At 70.8% G+C, this 14185-nt stretch carries 14 protein-coding genes; 4 read left to right on the plus strand and 10 right to left on the minus strand.

Features of this window, described 5'->3' with window-relative positions; translation table 11 throughout:
* Positions 1 to 120: 120 nt before the first annotated feature.
* The gene (locus INQ48_04315; protein QRF58486.1) at positions 121 to 414 is read left to right on the plus strand and encodes a hypothetical protein; all 294 of its coding nucleotides are present in this window, start codon (positions 121 to 123) and stop codon (positions 412 to 414) included.
* 22 nt (positions 415 to 436) lie between these two features.
* On the opposite strand, the gene INQ48_04320 is transcribed toward INQ48_04315, so the two are convergent.
* From INQ48_04320 to INQ48_04335, 4 genes are all read right to left on the minus strand, one after another.
* Complete coding sequence (locus INQ48_04320; protein QRF58487.1) at positions 437 to 640, minus strand: hypothetical protein; 204 nt, start codon at positions 638 to 640, stop codon at positions 437 to 439.
* Between the two features lie 61 nt (positions 641 to 701).
* Positions 702 to 1535, minus strand: coding sequence for a helix-turn-helix domain-containing protein (locus tag INQ48_04325; protein ID QRF60605.1), 834 nt, complete (start codon positions 1533 to 1535; stop codon positions 702 to 704).
* Between the two features lie 215 nt (positions 1536 to 1750).
* The gene (gene gntK, locus INQ48_04330; protein QRF58488.1) at positions 1751 to 3310 is read right to left on the minus strand and encodes a gluconokinase; all 1560 of its coding nucleotides are present in this window, start codon (positions 3308 to 3310) and stop codon (positions 1751 to 1753) included.
* A 13-nt stretch (positions 3311 to 3323) separates the two neighbouring features.
* Positions 3324 to 4676 carry a GntP family permease gene (locus INQ48_04335; GenBank protein QRF58489.1) on the minus strand — a complete coding sequence of 451 codons (1353 nt, stop codon included), beginning with the start codon at positions 4674 to 4676 and terminating at the stop codon, positions 3324 to 3326.
* A gap of 186 nt (positions 4677 to 4862) precedes the next feature.
* Between INQ48_04335 and INQ48_04340 the strand changes: the two genes are divergently transcribed.
* The gene (locus INQ48_04340) at positions 4863 to 5900 is read left to right on the plus strand and encodes a LacI family DNA-binding transcriptional regulator (protein ID QRF58490.1); all 1038 of its coding nucleotides are present in this window, start codon (positions 4863 to 4865) and stop codon (positions 5898 to 5900) included.
* A 25-nt stretch (positions 5901 to 5925) separates the two neighbouring features.
* On the opposite strand, the gene INQ48_04345 is transcribed toward INQ48_04340, so the two are convergent.
* Together INQ48_04345 and INQ48_04350 are read right to left on the minus strand one after the other, a co-directional pair.
* Positions 5926 to 6399 (minus strand): YbhB/YbcL family Raf kinase inhibitor-like protein, encoded by a 474-nt coding sequence (locus tag INQ48_04345; GenBank protein ID QRF60606.1) that lies wholly within the window; start codon positions 6397 to 6399, stop codon positions 5926 to 5928.
* Between the two features lie 76 nt (positions 6400 to 6475).
* On the minus strand, positions 6476 to 7267 hold the full coding sequence (locus INQ48_04350) for a fumarylacetoacetate hydrolase family protein (protein QRF58491.1): 792 nt from the start codon (positions 7265 to 7267) through the stop codon (positions 6476 to 6478).
* A 156-nt stretch (positions 7268 to 7423) separates the two neighbouring features.
* Between INQ48_04350 and INQ48_04355 the strand changes: the two genes are divergently transcribed.
* Positions 7424 to 8332, plus strand: coding sequence for a helix-turn-helix transcriptional regulator (locus tag INQ48_04355; protein QRF60607.1), 909 nt, complete (start codon positions 7424 to 7426; stop codon positions 8330 to 8332).
* A 75-nt stretch (positions 8333 to 8407) separates the two neighbouring features.
* On the opposite strand, the gene nadE is transcribed toward INQ48_04355, so the two are convergent.
* The 4 genes from nadE to INQ48_04375 are packed head-to-tail and all read right to left on the minus strand — an operon-like array spanning position 8408 to position 12978.
* A complete protein-coding gene (gene nadE, locus INQ48_04360) occupies positions 8408 to 9253 on the minus strand; it encodes an ammonia-dependent NAD(+) synthetase (protein QRF58492.1) in 846 nt (281 codons plus the stop codon).
* A gap of 28 nt (positions 9254 to 9281) precedes the next feature.
* Positions 9282 to 10451: a phospholipase A gene (locus INQ48_04365; protein QRF58493.1), complete on the minus strand. Its 1170-nt coding sequence runs from the start codon at positions 10449 to 10451 to the stop codon at positions 9282 to 9284.
* Positions 10448 to 10900 (minus strand): hypothetical protein, encoded by a 453-nt coding sequence (locus INQ48_04370; GenBank protein ID QRF58494.1) that lies wholly within the window; start codon positions 10898 to 10900, stop codon positions 10448 to 10450. The genes INQ48_04365 and INQ48_04370 overlap by 4 nt, the downstream gene beginning before the upstream one ends.
* Entirely contained in the window at positions 10897 to 12978 is a 2082-nt protein-coding gene (locus INQ48_04375; GenBank protein QRF58495.1) for a UvrD-helicase domain-containing protein, read from the minus strand. Before INQ48_04375 ends, INQ48_04370 begins: the two co-directional genes overlap by 4 nt.
* 183 nt (positions 12979 to 13161) lie before the next feature.
* On the opposite strand from INQ48_04375, the gene INQ48_04380 reads away from it, so the two are divergent.
* The gene (locus INQ48_04380; GenBank protein QRF58496.1) at positions 13162 to 14184 is read left to right on the plus strand and encodes an AEC family transporter; all 1023 of its coding nucleotides are present in this window, start codon (positions 13162 to 13164) and stop codon (positions 14182 to 14184) included.
* Position 14185 lies beyond the last annotated feature (1 nt).

Consider the following 14185-nt stretch of genomic DNA (forward strand, 5'->3'; position numbering starts at 1 on the left):
GCAGCGCGATGTCGGCGTCCATGCCCACGGCATGGCCTACACGCGCGGCCGCGTCCTTCCCACAGCGGGCGCGCGGGGGCCGCCGAAGCATGGTCTTCATTCATCAAGAAGGAGCTTCCCATGGCACTGAGCAAATCCAGGGACGAGATCCCGAGCGACGACACCGGCCTGCCCGACGCGATCGGTCCGCACGGCGACAAGCCGCCCACGCGCGCACGCGTGGAGACCGGTGGCGGTCCCGGCGAGCCGCCGCTCGATTTCGACGACGACGAGATCTATTCGGGTCGCGGCCGCAGCCGCAACGGCGGCACGCAGCAAAGTGGCGCCGACAGTGGCCTGCTGGGCACACCTGCGGAGCAACTGTCGGACCGCAATGGGCCGACCGAACACCGCAACGGCAAGGGCGAGCCCTGAGCGGGCGAGCGCCCCGATGCGCTCAGGCGGGCGCGACGGCCTGCTGTCGTATCTCGCTGTGCAGCGCGCGCTCGCCGCTGGCGAGCGCCACTTCGTAGCTGTCGGCAGGGTCGAAGGCGCTGCGCAGCACGCGGGGATGGCCCCCGCCGTCGTCGGTCTCGAGCAGGCGCCAGACAAAGGATCCGGGTGCCGGCTCGTCCACGATGAGTTCGATCGGATGTGTCATGAATCGACCTAGATCCGATCGGCCCGCCCTGTCTGTAGGCCGTGGGCGACGAAAGTCTTCCTCAGCCGCGCGCCGCGGCGCGGAACTCGCCGGGCGTCATGCCCTTGATGCGCCGAAAGTGGCGGTTGAAGTTCGAGATGTTGTTGAAGCCCACCTCGTAGCAGATGCTGCTCACGTGCTGGCGCGTGGAGGCCAGCAGGCGGCAGGCGCGCGCCACGCGCAGGCCGATCACGAAGTCGGTGAAGGTCTGGCCGGTGGCGCGGCGGAAGCTGCGCGAGAAGGCGTTCTCGCGCATGCCGACGATGGCGCCCACCTCGGCCAGCGACAGCCCCTCGGCATAGTTGTCGCGGATGTGGTCGAGCGCCTTGTGGATGCGCAGCGCGGCGCCATGCTCGCCGAGCGAATCGTCGGTGAAGGCGGCGTCGGCCAGCAGCCGGTACTCGGACCACTGCGAGAGTTCGTTGAGCAGCACGGTGAACTCGGCGAAGCGCGCCAGGCCCTGCAGCATCTCGATGCGCCGCAGCCGCGAGACGATGCCTTCGCCCAGGCCCACGAAGTGCACCCCCTGCCGCGCGCGCGCCAGCAGCGGCGCGGCGTCGCGCAGTTCGGGAAACAGCTCCATGCCGCGGCGCAGCGGCTCGTCGCCGAAGCGCAGCACCAGGCCGCCGGCATTGCCGCCGCCGTGCAGCGGATGGTGCTCGAATGCGAGGCTGTGCGGCAGCCGCGGCCCCAGCAGCACCAGGCTGCCGGGCGCGAAGCGATGGGTTTCCTCGTCGAGGCCCTGGCCCACGCGCAGGCGCGCGGGCGCGGCGCCGATCAGGTGCAGCTCGTGCTCGTGCAGGCAGTTGGTTTCCTGGCCGCGTGCCGACGAGGCGGGCGAGCTTTCGCAGTGAATGGTGACGCGCGTGTCGGCCGGCTCGGGCGTGGCGGCGGCCGCGTTGCGCCGCGCATCGAGCGCACGCGCGCGCGCGCCGCCGCGCGGGCGCGGCGCCACCGCGGGCAGCGGCAGCTTGGGGCGCGGCGCGCTGGGCGTGTGGGGCCGGGAGGCGGAGGCCGGGGGGATCGTGTTCAGCAAGACCGAATCTCCAACGGACGAAGGGGAAGAACGCCTCAGCTGCGGCGCGGCGGCGGCGGGGCGGCCGTCTGCTGCTGGAACGCGGCCAGCAGCCGGTATTCCTCGCCGAGCTTGCGCGGCAGCGAGAGGTACACCGGCAGCAGCTGCCGGTAGAGCGCGGCGTTCTTCGCATTGGGCGTGTGGCGGTGCGTGGCGCCCACCATGCCCGCCACCACGTCGAGCGAATCGACATGGCCCAGCGCATAGAGCCCGAGCACCGCGGCGCCGAGGCAGGAGCTCTCGAAGCTCTCGGGCACCACCACCTCGCGGTCGAACACGTCGGCCATCATCTGGCGCCACATGCCCGAGCGCGCGAAGCCGCCGGTGGCCTTGATGTGGGCGCTGCGGCCCGCGATCGCCTCGACCGCCGGCAGGATGCTGTGCAGGTTGAAGATCACGCCCTCGAGCACCGCGCGGATCATGTGCTCCTTGCGGTGGTGGATGCCCAGGCCGAAGAAGGAGCCGCGCAGGTTGGCGTTCCAGTAGGGCGCGCGCTCGCCGGTGAGGAAGGGATGGAACACCAGCCCCTCGCTGCCGGCCGACACGCGTTCGGCGATGCGCGTGAGCACCTCGTAGGTGTCGATGCCCAGGCGCTTGGCGGTCTCGGCCTCGGCCGCGGCGAACTCGTCGCGCACCCAGCGCAGGATGATGCCGCCGTTGTTCACCGGACCGCCCACCACCCAGCGCCGCTCGGCCAGCGCATAGCAGAAGGTGCGGCCCTCGGGGTCGGTCATCGGATGGTCGACCACGGTGCGCATCGCGCCGCTGGTGCCGATGGTCACGGCCACCTCGCCGGGCGAGACCGCGTTGACGCCGAGGTTCGACAGCACGCCGTCGTTGGCGCCGATCACGAAGGGCGTGTGTTCGGCCAGGCCGAGTTTGGCCGCGACGTCGGCCGCCAGGCCCTCGATGTGCCAGGTGGTGGGCACCGGCCGCGAGAGCTGCTCGGCGCGCACGCCGGCCAGTTCGAGCGCGCCCTCGTCCCAGGCCAGCCGCTCGATGTTGAACAGGCCCGTGGCCGAGGCGATCGAATGGTCGACCTGCCACTGGCCGAACAGCCGGAAGAACACGTACTCCTTGATGCCGACGAAGCGCTCGGCGCGCGCGAACAGCTCGGCGCGCTCGTGGCGCAGCCACACCAGCTTGGCCAGCGGCGACATCGGATGGATCGGCGTGCCGGTGCGGCGGTAGATCGCGAGCCCGTCCCATTCGTCGCGGATGCGCTCGGCCCAGGGCGCGGCGCGCTGGTCGGCCCAGGTGATGCTGGGCGTGAGCGGCGCGCCCGCGCCGTCGACCAGGATCAGGCTGTGCATGGCCGCGCTGAAGGACACGGCGAGCACGTCGGCGGGCGCGGCCTTGCTCTCCTGCACGCAGCCCGCGATGGCCGCGAGCACGGCCTGGAAGATCTGCTCGGGGTCCTGCTCGGCGGCGCCCGCCTCGGGCGCGAGCAGCGGATAGCCGACCGTTTGATGGGCCAGCACGCGCCCCGCGGGCGTGAAGGCCACGGCCTTGGTGCTGGTGGTTCCGATGTCGACGCCGATGACGGTGCGGCCCATGGGTGCTTCCTCCTCAGACCACCATGCTCAGCAGCATGATGAACACGATGCCGACGACCGAGATCAGCGTTTCCATCACGGTCCAGGTCTTGAAGGTCTCGGCCACCGTCATGTTGAAGTACTGCTTGACCAGCCAGAAGCCCGCGTCGTTGACGTGCGACAGGATCAGCGAACCCGCGCCCGTGGCCAGCACCAGCAGCTCGCGGTTCACGCCCGGCACCATGGTGGCCAGCGGCGCGACGATGCCCGCGCCCGTGATGGTGGCGACCGTGGCCGAGCCGGTGGCGATGCGGATCAGGCCCGCGACCAGCCAGGCCAGCAGGATCGGCGAGACCTGCGCGTTCAGCGCCATGTGGCCGATCGCGTTGCCCACGCCGCTGGCCACCAGCATCTGCTTGAAGCCGCCGCCCGCGCCGATGATCAGCACGATGGCCGCCGTGGGCGCCAGGCTGTCGTCGACGAACTTCATGATCTGCTTGCTCGTGAAGCCGCGCGCATAGCCGAAGGTGTAGAGCGACAGCAGGAGCGCCGCCAGCAGCGCGGTGATCGGATGGCCGATGAAGTCCATCCACTGGCGCACGATGTTCTTCTCGTCGAGCGCCACGTCGGCGAAGGTCTTGAGCAGCATCAGCCCCACGGGCAGCAGCACCGTCAAGAGCGTGACGCCGAAGCCCGGCAGCTCGCGCGCCTCGGGCTCGCGCGCCAGCTGCTCGAGCAGCTCGGGCGAGGCCTCGCCGGGCACGTACTTCGAGATGAACTTGCCGAAGATCGGGCCCGCGATCATCGCGGTGGGCAGGCCGACGATCAGGCCGTAGAAGATGGTCTTGCCGATGTCGGCGCCGAACACGCCGATGGCCAGCAGCGGCCCCGGATGCGGCGGCACCAGGCCGTGCACCACCGACAGGCCCGCCAGGAGCGGAATGCCGATGCGGATCAGCGACACGCCGGTGCGCCGCGCCACGATGAACACCAGCGGGATCAGCAGCACGAAGCCGATCTCGAAGAACAGCGGGATGCCGACCAGGAAGGCCGCGAACATCATCGCCCAGTGCACGCGCTCCTTGCCGAAGGCGTCGATCAGCGTGCGCGCGATGCGGTCGGCGCCGCCCGACTCGGCCATCATCTTGCCGAGCATGGTGCCCAGGCCGAGCACGATGCCCACGAAGCCCAGCACGCCGCCGAAGCCGTCCTGGAAGGACTTCATCACCAGGTCCACCGGCATGCCCGAGGTCAGGCCGAGGAAGCCCGCGGCCAGGGTCAGCGCGATGAAGGGGTGCACGCGCCAGCGCGTGATCAGAAGGATGAGCCCGAGGATCGCCACCAGGGCGTCGACGAGCAGGAACACCTCTTTGCTCATTCCGAACATGTCTGTCTCCTGAAGCCGGGCGCTGCAAGGGCGGCCGGCGGGGTTGGGATAGCGCTATCCTGCACAACCCAAAAAAACCAGCCTCTGAAGCATCCTCGGGTTTTTCCGAGGCGGCAAGGGCCGGGACAGCGCTATCCTAGGACAGCGCTGTCCAATCCCGGATCGGTAGTAACCCTAGATTTCGCCATGGCCGATGCCCCCGAGCGCCCGCGCTCCCGTTCTTCCAGCCGCGTGACCCTCGACGACGTGGCGCGCGTCTCGGGCGTGAGCCCGATCACCGTCTCGCGCGCGCTGCGCGGCGCGCGCAACGTGGCGCCCGACCTGAAGGCGCGGGTGCAGGCCGCGGTCGACGAGCTCGGCTACGTGCCCAACGTGGCGGCGCGCGCGCTGGCCTCGGCGCGCAGCTCGCACGTGGCGGTGCTGATCCCGTCGCTGACCAACCAGCTGTTCGTGGAGCTGCTCGAGGCGGTGCAGGACACGCTGGCGCCGCACGGCTTCCAGTCGCTGATCGGCGTGACCCACTACGACCCCGCGCAGGAGGAGGCGCTGCTGCGCAGCTATCTCTCGCAGCGGCCCGCGGGCCTCTTGCTGACCGGCTTCGACCGCAGCACGGGCGCCACGCGCCTGCTCGAGGCCAGCGACGCGCCCTGCGTGCACCTGATGGAGACCTCGGAGGCACCCGGCATCCACAGCGTGGGCTTCTCGCAGCAGGATGCGGGCCGCGCCATCGTCGAGCACCTGCTCGCGCGCGGCCGCCGCCGCATCGCCTATGCCGCGGGCCAGCTCGATCCGCGCGTGCTGCAGCGCCTGGCCGGCTACCGCGAGGCGCTGCGCGCGGCCGGCTGCCACGACCCGGCGCTCGAGCTGCTGACGCCCGGGCCCACCTCGCTCGCGCTCGGCGGGCGCCAGTTCGAGGAACTGCTCGCGCGCCATCCCGACCTCGACGCGATCTTCTATTGCAACGACGACCTGGCCCAGGGCGGGCTGCTGGCCGCGCTGCGCACCGGCGTGCCGGTGCCGCAACGCGTGGCGATCGCGGGCTTCAACGACCTCGGCGGCAGCGACCAGATGCTGCCGCCGCTGACCACCGTGCGCACGCCGCGCCGCGAGATCGGCGAGCGCGCGGCCGGCATGCTGCTCGCGCTGATGCGCGACGAGCCCGTGGCCGACGCGCGTCGCACCGTGGACCTGGGCTTCGAGCTCGTGGTGCGGCAGAGCAGCTGAGCCGCGCCCCGTCGCTCACTGGCGCTCACTGGCCGTAGAGGCCCACCACGCTCTGTCCCATCAGCGTGCGGCCCTTGAGCGCCGCCAGCAGTTCGTCGCGCGTGAGTCCCTCGGGCAGCGAGCCCGGCTCGGCCTCGGTGGCGATTACCGTCAGCACGTAGTGGTGCGGCAGGTCGCCGGCCGGCGGGCACATGCCGCGGTAGGCGAGGGCGCCGGCCACGTTCTTGCCGACGCTGAACTCGGCGTTCGCGGCCTGGCCCTCGCCCTGCCGCAGCTGGCCCCTGGCGGCCGGGATGTTGTAGGCCACCCAGTGCGAGACGCCGAGGCCCTTGCCGCCATCGGGATCGCTCATCAGCACCGCGACCGAGCGCGTGCCCGCGGGCAGGTCGCTCCAGGCCACGGGCGGCGACACGCCCTGGCCGCCGCAGCCCGGTGCGTCGCCGGCGTGGATCTTTGGCATCGTCGCGCCGTCGGCGAAGGCGCTCGACGTGACCTTCATGCCCGCGGCCTGGGCACCGAGCGCGAGGCCGGCCAGCAGGGCCGCGCCGAGGAGTCGTGTCGTGTTCCTCATGGCCTCAGACCACCTTGACCGACAGGTTCGGCAGCCCGTCGATGTGGATCTCGATCAGGTCGCCGCGCACCACCGGGCCCACGTTCTCGGGCGTGCCGGCGTAGATGATGTCGCCGGGCTGCAGCTCGAAGGCCTGCGACAGCCGGCTGATCTGCTCGGCCACCGACCAGATCATGTGCTTGAGCGTGGCGCTCTGCTTCGTCTCGCCGTTGACCTTGAGCCAGATCGCGCCGTCGCTGAAGTGGCCGACCTGCGCCACCGGATGGATCGGGCCCACGGGCGCCGAATGGTCGAAGCTCTTGCCGATCTCCCAGGGCTTCTTCTGGTCGCCCATGCCGCGCTGCAGGTCGCGCCGCGTCATGTCCAGGCCCAGCGAGTAGCCGTAGACCAGGCCCAGCGCATCGTCGATCGAGACGTCGCGCCCGCCCTTGCCGAGCGCCACCACGAGCTCGGCCTCGTGGTGGTAGTTCTTCGTCAGCGTGGGATAGGGGTGGTCGGCCACGGTGCCGGGCAGCACCACCTGCACCGCGTCGGCCGGCTTCTGGAAGAAGAAGGGCGGTTCGCGCGTCGGGTCGGAGCCCATCTCGCGCGCATGCGCGGCGTAGTTGCGGCCGATGCAGTAGATGCGGCGCACCGGGAACACCTGGTCGCTGCCGGCGATCGGGATGGTCGCGGCGGGCACGTCGAACGGCGTCTTCGCATTGCGCGCGGCGCCCGCGGGCAGCGCGCAGCCGGCGATGGCGCCGGTGGCCATGGCGGCGCCGGCCAGCAGGCCGCGGCGGGAGGAATTGCTCATGAGTGGTCTCCTTCGGTAGTAGCGAGACGATTCTGGGAGCCCGGGTGCGCGCGCTTGCGCACGCATCTACGCAAAAGCAGCACGCAGGCAACACCCGGGGCCCGGGCGTACCATCGCGCGATGCCCGCTTCGAGCTCGAGCCATCGCCTCTACGGCATGCAGGAGCGCGCCGACCACCTCGATTTCGACATCCGCTTCGAGGGCGCGCGCGACGTGCTCGCGCGCCCGCACCGCCACGAGTACTTCCAGATCCAGGTCGGCATCGAGGGCGACTCGCGGCAGCTGATCGGCGGCGCCGCGCGGCCTTTCGGCGCGGGCTGCCTGAGCTTCGTGCTGCCGTACCGGCTGCACGTGGTGCCGCATCCGCCGGGCGCGCGCTATGCCATCGTCAACTTCGACCAGTCCTTCCTCTGGCCCGAACTGGCGGTCGAGCCGCTCGATCTCGAGGAGGTGCCGATCGCGCGCCATCCCGAGCTCGCACCCTTCCTGTTCCAGGAGTACGTGGACTTCCATTTCGAGGCCGAGGACTTCGCGCGCATCCTCGGCTGGCTCGAGGAGCTGTCGGCGCTCAATCGCGAAGGGCGCTTCGCGGCCGGCGGCGCGATCCGCGGCATCCTGCTGCAGCTGCTCTCGCTGGCCTGCCGAAGGCACGAGGCGGTGCTGCGCGAGCAGGCGGCGCGCCACCGCGGCCACAGCTCGCGGCGCGATGCGCTGCAGCGCGTGCTGCACTACGTGCGCGAGCACCTGGGCGAGGAGATGTCGCTCAACGACGCGGCCGCGGCCGCGATGCTGTCGCCGAACTACCTCGCGCACCTGCTGAAGAAGCAGACCCAGCGCACCTTCACCGAACTGGTGACCGAAAGGCGGCTGGAACGCGCGCGCGAACTGCTGCTGGCCTCGGACGGCCGCATCGCCGACATCGCGCGGCAGTGCGGCTTCGCCGATGCGGTGTATTTCAGCCGGCGCTTCCGGCAGCACATGGGGCTGACGCCGCGCGAGTTTCGCGCGCAGTCGATGGCCGGGGGCGGCGCTTCGATCCTTCGACCGGCTCAGGACTCGGCGTGAACGGGTGGGGTGGCACCGTACCTCGATCATTTCCAGCCGTTCAGGCTGAGCTTGTCGAAGCCGGGGCACTCCGTATCAGGCGGCCGGCGGCTCGACCGGCAGCGCGCGCTTGTGCGCGCTCTTGCGGTGCGTCGACAGGATGACCTCGCGCGCCGCGGCCGACACCGGCTTGCCCTCGAGGAAATCGTCGATCTGCTCGTAGGTCACGCCGAAGGCGTCCTCGTCGGGCTTGCCCGGCACCAGCGACTCGAGGTCGGCCGTGGGCACCTTGTAGACCAGCGCATCGGGCGCGCCGAGCAACTGCGCCACCGCGCGCACGCGGCGCTTGTTGAGGCCGGTCAGCGGCGTGATGTCGGCCGCGCCGTCGCCGAACTTGGTGAAGAAGCCCATCAGCGCCTCGGCCGCGTGGTCGGTGCCGATCACGATGCCGTTGTGCGCGCCCGCCACCGCGAACTGCGCGATCATGCGCTGGCGCGCCTTGATGTTGCCGAGCACGAAGTCCTCGTGCGCCGCGTCGCGGAAGGCGAGGTCGCCGGCCTTGAGCGCCGCGAGCATCGCGTCGGCCGCGGGCCGCACGTCCACCGTCAGCAGGCGGTCGGGACGGATCACGGCCAGCGAGGCCTGCGCCTCGGCCTCGTCCTTCTGCACGCCGTAGGGCAGCCGCATCGCGATGAAGGTGGCCTCGCGGCCCTCGGCGCGCAGCCGCTCGACCGCGCGCTGCGCGAGGCAGCCGGCGGTCAGCGAATCCACGCCGCCGCTGATGCCCAGCACGTAGGTCGACAGGCCCGTGCGGCGCAGGTAGGCGGCGAGGAACTCGACGCGCCGCTCGAGCTCGGCGGCGGCGTCGAACACGGGCGCGACGGCCAGCGCCGCGATGATCTCGCGCTGGGTGGCGTCGACGGGGGACAGTTCGGTGCTCATGGACAAGGTCTCCGTGGGTTCGCGGACATCAGAAGTCGACCAGGCTCAGGCCGATGCTCAACACCGTGCGCTTGCGGTTGTAGTCCACCAGCGTGTCGCCATAGCCGTAGAACAGCTGCGTGTGGAAGCGCAGGTTGCTCTTGGTCGGATCGCCGATCGCTTTCAGCCATTCGAGCCGCACCGAGCCGCGCCCGCTGTCGCGAAGGTTGTTGCGCACGGTGATGCCCAGCGTGTTGTTGCGGTCGAGGTTCCAGCGGCCGGTGACTTCGGCGCGGCCGATGTAGTCGGCGATGTCGGGGTTGTCGTCCTTGGCCGGGTCCTCCGAGATGCGCTTCCAGATCCGGCCCGTGATGCTGAAGCGGTCGTCGAGCTCGGCGCCGCCCATCAGGTAGACGCGGTTCCAGCTGCGCGACAGCGGCAGGCTCTGGCCGTTCGACTGGTGCACGATGCCCAGCCCGGTGTAGCGCCAGCGCCAGCCGCCCGGCAGCTTGAAGTCGGTCGGGTAGACATACATCAGCTCGGGTTCGTGGTCGGTGGTGCGGAAGGGCCGCGAGATCGCGCCGTTGAACAGCTGCCAGGTCGACTGCTGCGTGTAGGCGAACCACAGCGAGTCCTTCTTGACCGGGTCGTTCTGCGTCAGCAGGCCCTGCGCGAGCTTGGTGCGCACCGACAGGCCGATGCGCATCTCGTTGGCCTGGTAGGCCACCGGCTCGCCGGTGTGGCCGGCCGAGGGCGAGGTGGGCGTGTCGGGCTTGCTGCCCGCGGCCGAGACCGAAACATTGAGCGGCCGGTAGCCGCGAAAGCCGAAGGTGCCGCAGTCGGTGGCGTTCTCGAGTTCCCAGAAGCGCGACAGCGCCGAGTACTGGCGGTCGCGGCAGCCCTCGGTGGTGGCGACCGAGACCACGCGCGTGGCCGGGATCGAGCCGTCGACCGGCGGCGCGGGCTGGGTGTTGGCCAGCACCGGCGGCGCGACCGGCACCGACACCGAGGGCAGCGTCTGCTGCTGCGACCAGCGGTCGTAGCAGGCCAGCCGCGCCGCGTTGTCGGCGCCGAGCGCGGCGCAGCTCTGCCAGGTGAGCTGGTTGTCGGCCAGCGGGCTCTTGGGCTGGTCGACGGCCTGCGCCTGCGCGGCGCCGGTCAGCAGCAGCGCCGCGGTGGCCAGCACCGCGCGCGGGCGGCCTTGCATGGTGGTGTTCATTTCCCTGACCCTTCCTTTTTCGTCAGCACGAAGGGATGCGTGCTCTCATCGGTGGCGTCGCGCCAGGTTCCGCGGAATTCGCGGCCGCAGCCGCCGGGCGCCATCGCGCCGACCCAGACGCCGCTGATGCTGCGGCCGTCGAGCGATTCGTCGATGGCCAGCGTGCCGTCGTCGCCGATGTCGCCCGCCAGTTGCGCCACCGCGGCCGGCCGGCCGGTGACGGCGGGGCGGGCGATGGTGCCGCGCACGCCGGCGTATTCGGGATGGCGGGCCAGCTGCACGACGGCCACGGCCGGCAGGCCGTCGAAGCGCGCCTCCCAGCGGCCGTAGAGCGCCTCGGGCGGCAGGTCCTGCACGCTGTCGGGGCAACTGCTGGCCTGAGCGAGCGCGCCGGCCGAAGCCAGCAGGGCGAGGGTCGCGAGGGCCAGGCCTCGAACGCGGCGCTTCATGGCGCGGCCGACGAAGCCGCCGCGGCGGCCGCGCCCTCCTGGGCCTTGCGCGCGAACTCGGCGCGCAGGGCCTTGAGCTTCTCGCGCGGGTCCTCGCGCGTGGTGCTCTTGTCGAGCGCCATCTCGGCGATGAAGCGGCTCGGTTGCGCGAGCACCATCTCGCGGCCCTTCTTGCGGCGCTTGGTCCAGCTCACCGCGAGGCTGCGCTGCGCGCGCGTGATGCCCACGTACATCAGCCGGCGCTCCTCCTGCAGCCGCTCGAGCGTGCTCTCGCTGACCTGCTGCTGGCGGCCGTCGTCGTCGTCGAGCTTGAAGGGCAGCAGGCCCTCGTTGCAGCCGATCAGCATCACGTGCGGCCACTCGAGGCCCTTGGAGGCGTGCAGCGTCGACAGCGTGACCACGTTTTGGTCCTGCTCGCGCTCGCTGATGGTCGACAGCAGCGAGATCGTCTGCGCCACCTCGAGCAGGCTCTTGGGCTCGCTGGTGTTGTTGACGCCGGCCGCGTCGTCGAGCTCGCCGCCGCAGCGCTGCGCCATCCAGTCGCAGAACTCCATCACGTTGGTCCAGCGCGAGGCCGCGGCCTGCTCGCTGTCCTCGCCGTCGTAGATGTGCTTCTCGTACTCGATCTCCTTGAGCCAGGTGTCGAGGAAGGCGCGCGCGTTCTCGGCGCCCAGGGTCTGGCGCGCGCGGTATTCGAGGTCGTTGATGTAGCGGCCGAACTCGTGCAGGCTTTCGAGCGCGCGCTTGGGCATCACGCTGGGCAGCGAGGAGGAGAACAGCGCCTCGAACAGGCTCAGCTTGTACTGGCTGCCGAAGGTGCCCAGCGCCGCCAGCGTGGTGTGGCCGATGCCGCGCTTGGGCGTGGTGATGGCGCGCAGGAACGCGGGATCGTCGTCGTTGTTGACCCACAGGCGGAACCAGCCGCAGAGGTCCTTGATCTCGGCGCGGTCGAAGAAGCTCTGGCCGCCCGAGACCTTGTAGGGCACCTGCGCGCGCCGCAGCGCCTGCTCGAACACGCGCGCCTGATGGTTGGCGCGGTAGAGGATCGCGAAGTCGCGGAACTCCTTGTGGCTCGAGGTCTCGCGCAGGCTCACGAGGCGCGCCACCGTGCGCTCGGCCTCGTGCATCTCGCTGTCGCAGTCGACCACGCGCACCGGCTCGCCTTCGCCGAGCTCGGAGAACAGCGTCTTCGGGAACAGCTTGGGGTTGGGGCCGATCACGTTGTTGGCCGCGCGCAGGATGGCGCTGGTCGAGCGGTAGTTCTGCTCGAGCTTGATGACCTTGAGCGTGGGGTAGTCGACCGGCAGCTTGCGCAGGTTGTCGAGCGTGGCACCGCGCCAGCCGTAGATCGACTGGTCGTCGTCGCCCACCGCGGTGAAGTGGCCGCGCGTGCCCGACAGCGCCTTGAGCACCTCGTACTGGGTGGCGTTGGTGTCCTGGTATTCGTCGACCAGGATGTGGCCCAGCGTGGACTGCCACTTGCTGCGCACCTCCTCGAAGTCGCGCAGCAGCTTGAGCGGCATGCCGATCAGGTCGTCGAAGTCCACGCTCTGGTAGGCGGTCAGGCGTTCCTCGTAGCGCGCCATGATGGTGGCCGTGATGCGCTCGTTGTCGTCGGCCGCGATGGCCTCGGCCTGGGCCGCGTTCAGGCCCATGTTCTTCCACTTGCTGATGGTCCACTGCCAGATGCGCGCGGTCGCCAGATCGCTGGTGCCGCCCGCGTCCTTGAGGATCTTGGTCACGTCGTCGGCATCGAGGATGCTGAACTGCGACTTCAGGCCCAGCACCGCGCCGTCCTCGCGCATCATGCGCACGCCCAGCGCGTGGAAGGTGCAGATCACCACCTTCTTGGCATCGCGCCCGATCAGCCCCTTGGCGCGCTCGCGCATCTCGGCGGCGGCCTTGTTGGTGAAGGTGATGGCCGCGATCCGCTTGGGCTCGAGCCCGGCCTGGATCAGGCGCGCGATCTTGTGCGTGATCACCCGCGTCTTGCCCGAGCCCGCGCCCGCGAGCACGAGGCAGGGGCCGTGCATGTAGTTGACCGCTTCTTGTTGCGCGAGATTGAGACCGTGGGACATGGAAAGGGGAGGGGAGCCGGCAGGGGCCGCAGGGCGCGGCGGGCGCGAAAGCGGGCAATGATACGGGGGCCGCAGGGGCCGTGGCGTCGGCCGATACCGCGATGTGGGAAGCGCGGTAAACGCACCGTAAAGGGGCATCGGCGGCCTTCGGCGAGGGCCGGGGCCGGCGGCGACAATCGCGCCGTGCTGCCCGTCTTTCTCGTTACCTTTCCCTTCTTCGCGTTGATCGCCGCCGGCTACGGCGCCGCCCGTGCCCGCATCCTCCCGCTCGATGCGATCCCCGGCCTCAACAGCTTCGTCCTCTACTTCGCGCTGCCCTGCATGCTGCTGCGCTTCGGCGCCGGCACGCCGATCGGGCAACTGCTCGACGGCAGCGTCGCGCTGGTCTGGGGCCTGAGCGCGCTGGCGGTGGTGGGCGGCGTGGTGGCGTTCACGCGCAATGCGCGCATCGGCTGGAACGACGCCGCCTTCGGCGCGCTGGTGGCGGCCTTCCCGAACACCGGCTTCATGGGCGTGCCGCTGCTGGTGGCCATCCTCGGCGCGCAGGCGGCCGGGCCGATGATCATCACGATCGCCTTCGACCTCGTGGTCACCTCCTCGCTGTGCATCGCGCTGTCGCGGCTCGACGGCGCAGGCCCGGGTGGCGCGCACCACGGGCCGCGGCAGGCCGCGCGCCAGGCGCTGCGCGGCATCCTCGTCAATCCGATGCCGTGGTCGATCCTGCTCGGCGTGCTGCTGTCGGCCGCGCGCTGGAAGTTGCCGGGCCCGGTGGAGCGCACGGTCGCGATGCTGGCCGACGCCGCCTCGCCGGTGGCTTTGTTCACCATCGGCGCGGTGCTCGCGCGTTCGGCGCTGGTGGCGCGCGAGCATGGCGCGAGCGCGGCCGTGGCCCAGGCCATGGGCAGCGGCGCGCGGCCCCTGCCGAAGGCGCCGCTGGCCGACGTGCTGCCGGTGGTGCTGGTGAAACTGCTCGCGCACCCGCTGCTGGTGTGGGGGCTGGGGCTCGCGGCGATCGCGCTGGGCCTGCCGCTGTCGTGGCCGGCGCTGGTGGCGATCGTGCTGGTGGCGGCGTTGCCGAGCGCGAGCAACGTGTCGATGCTGGCCGAGCGCTTCGGCGCCGACAACGGGCGCATCGCACGCATCATCCTGTGGACGACGGTGGCGGCCTTCTTCAGCTTTCCGCTGGCGGTGGGGCTGCTGAAGTGAC

The sequence above is a fragment of the Variovorax paradoxus genome (assembly GCA_016806145.1).
Classification (GTDB): domain Bacteria; phylum Pseudomonadota; class Gammaproteobacteria; order Burkholderiales; family Burkholderiaceae_C; genus Variovorax.

What these genes read in the sequence shown, in the direction of transcription:
- INQ48_04345 (QRF60606.1), bottom strand. Translation starts at nt 6,399, where the DNA reads ATGAAGGTCACGTCGAGCGCCTTCGCCGACGGCGCGACGATGCCAAAG.
- INQ48_04365 (QRF58493.1), bottom strand. Translation starts at nt 10,451, where the DNA reads ATGAACACCACCATGCAAGGCCGCCCGCGCGCGGTGCTGGCCACCGCG.
- nadE (QRF58492.1), bottom strand. Translation starts at nt 9,253, where the DNA reads ATGAGCACCGAACTGTCCCCCGTCGACGCCACCCAGCGCGAGATCATC.
- INQ48_04355 (QRF60607.1), top strand. Translation starts at nt 7,424, where the DNA reads ATGCAGGAGCGCGCCGACCACCTCGATTTCGACATCCGCTTCGAGGGC.
- gntK (QRF58488.1), bottom strand. Translation starts at nt 3,310, where the DNA reads ATGGGCCGCACCGTCATCGGCGTCGACATCGGAACCACCAGCACCAAG.
- INQ48_04375 (QRF58495.1), bottom strand. Translation starts at nt 12,978, where the DNA reads ATGTCCCACGGTCTCAATCTCGCGCAACAAGAAGCGGTCAACTACATG.
- INQ48_04335 (QRF58489.1), bottom strand. Translation starts at nt 4,676, where the DNA reads ATGTTCGGAATGAGCAAAGAGGTGTTCCTGCTCGTCGACGCCCTGGTG.
- INQ48_04370 (QRF58494.1), bottom strand. Translation starts at nt 10,900, where the DNA reads ATGAAGCGCCGCGTTCGAGGCCTGGCCCTCGCGACCCTCGCCCTGCTG.
- INQ48_04350 (QRF58491.1), bottom strand. Translation starts at nt 7,267, where the DNA reads ATGAGCAATTCCTCCCGCCGCGGCCTGCTGGCCGGCGCCGCCATGGCC.
- INQ48_04320 (QRF58487.1), bottom strand. Translation starts at nt 640, where the DNA reads ATGACACATCCGATCGAACTCATCGTGGACGAGCCGGCACCCGGATCC.
- INQ48_04340 (QRF58490.1), top strand. Translation starts at nt 4,863, where the DNA reads ATGGCCGATGCCCCCGAGCGCCCGCGCTCCCGTTCTTCCAGCCGCGTG.
- INQ48_04315 (QRF58486.1), top strand. Translation starts at nt 121, where the DNA reads ATGGCACTGAGCAAATCCAGGGACGAGATCCCGAGCGACGACACCGGC.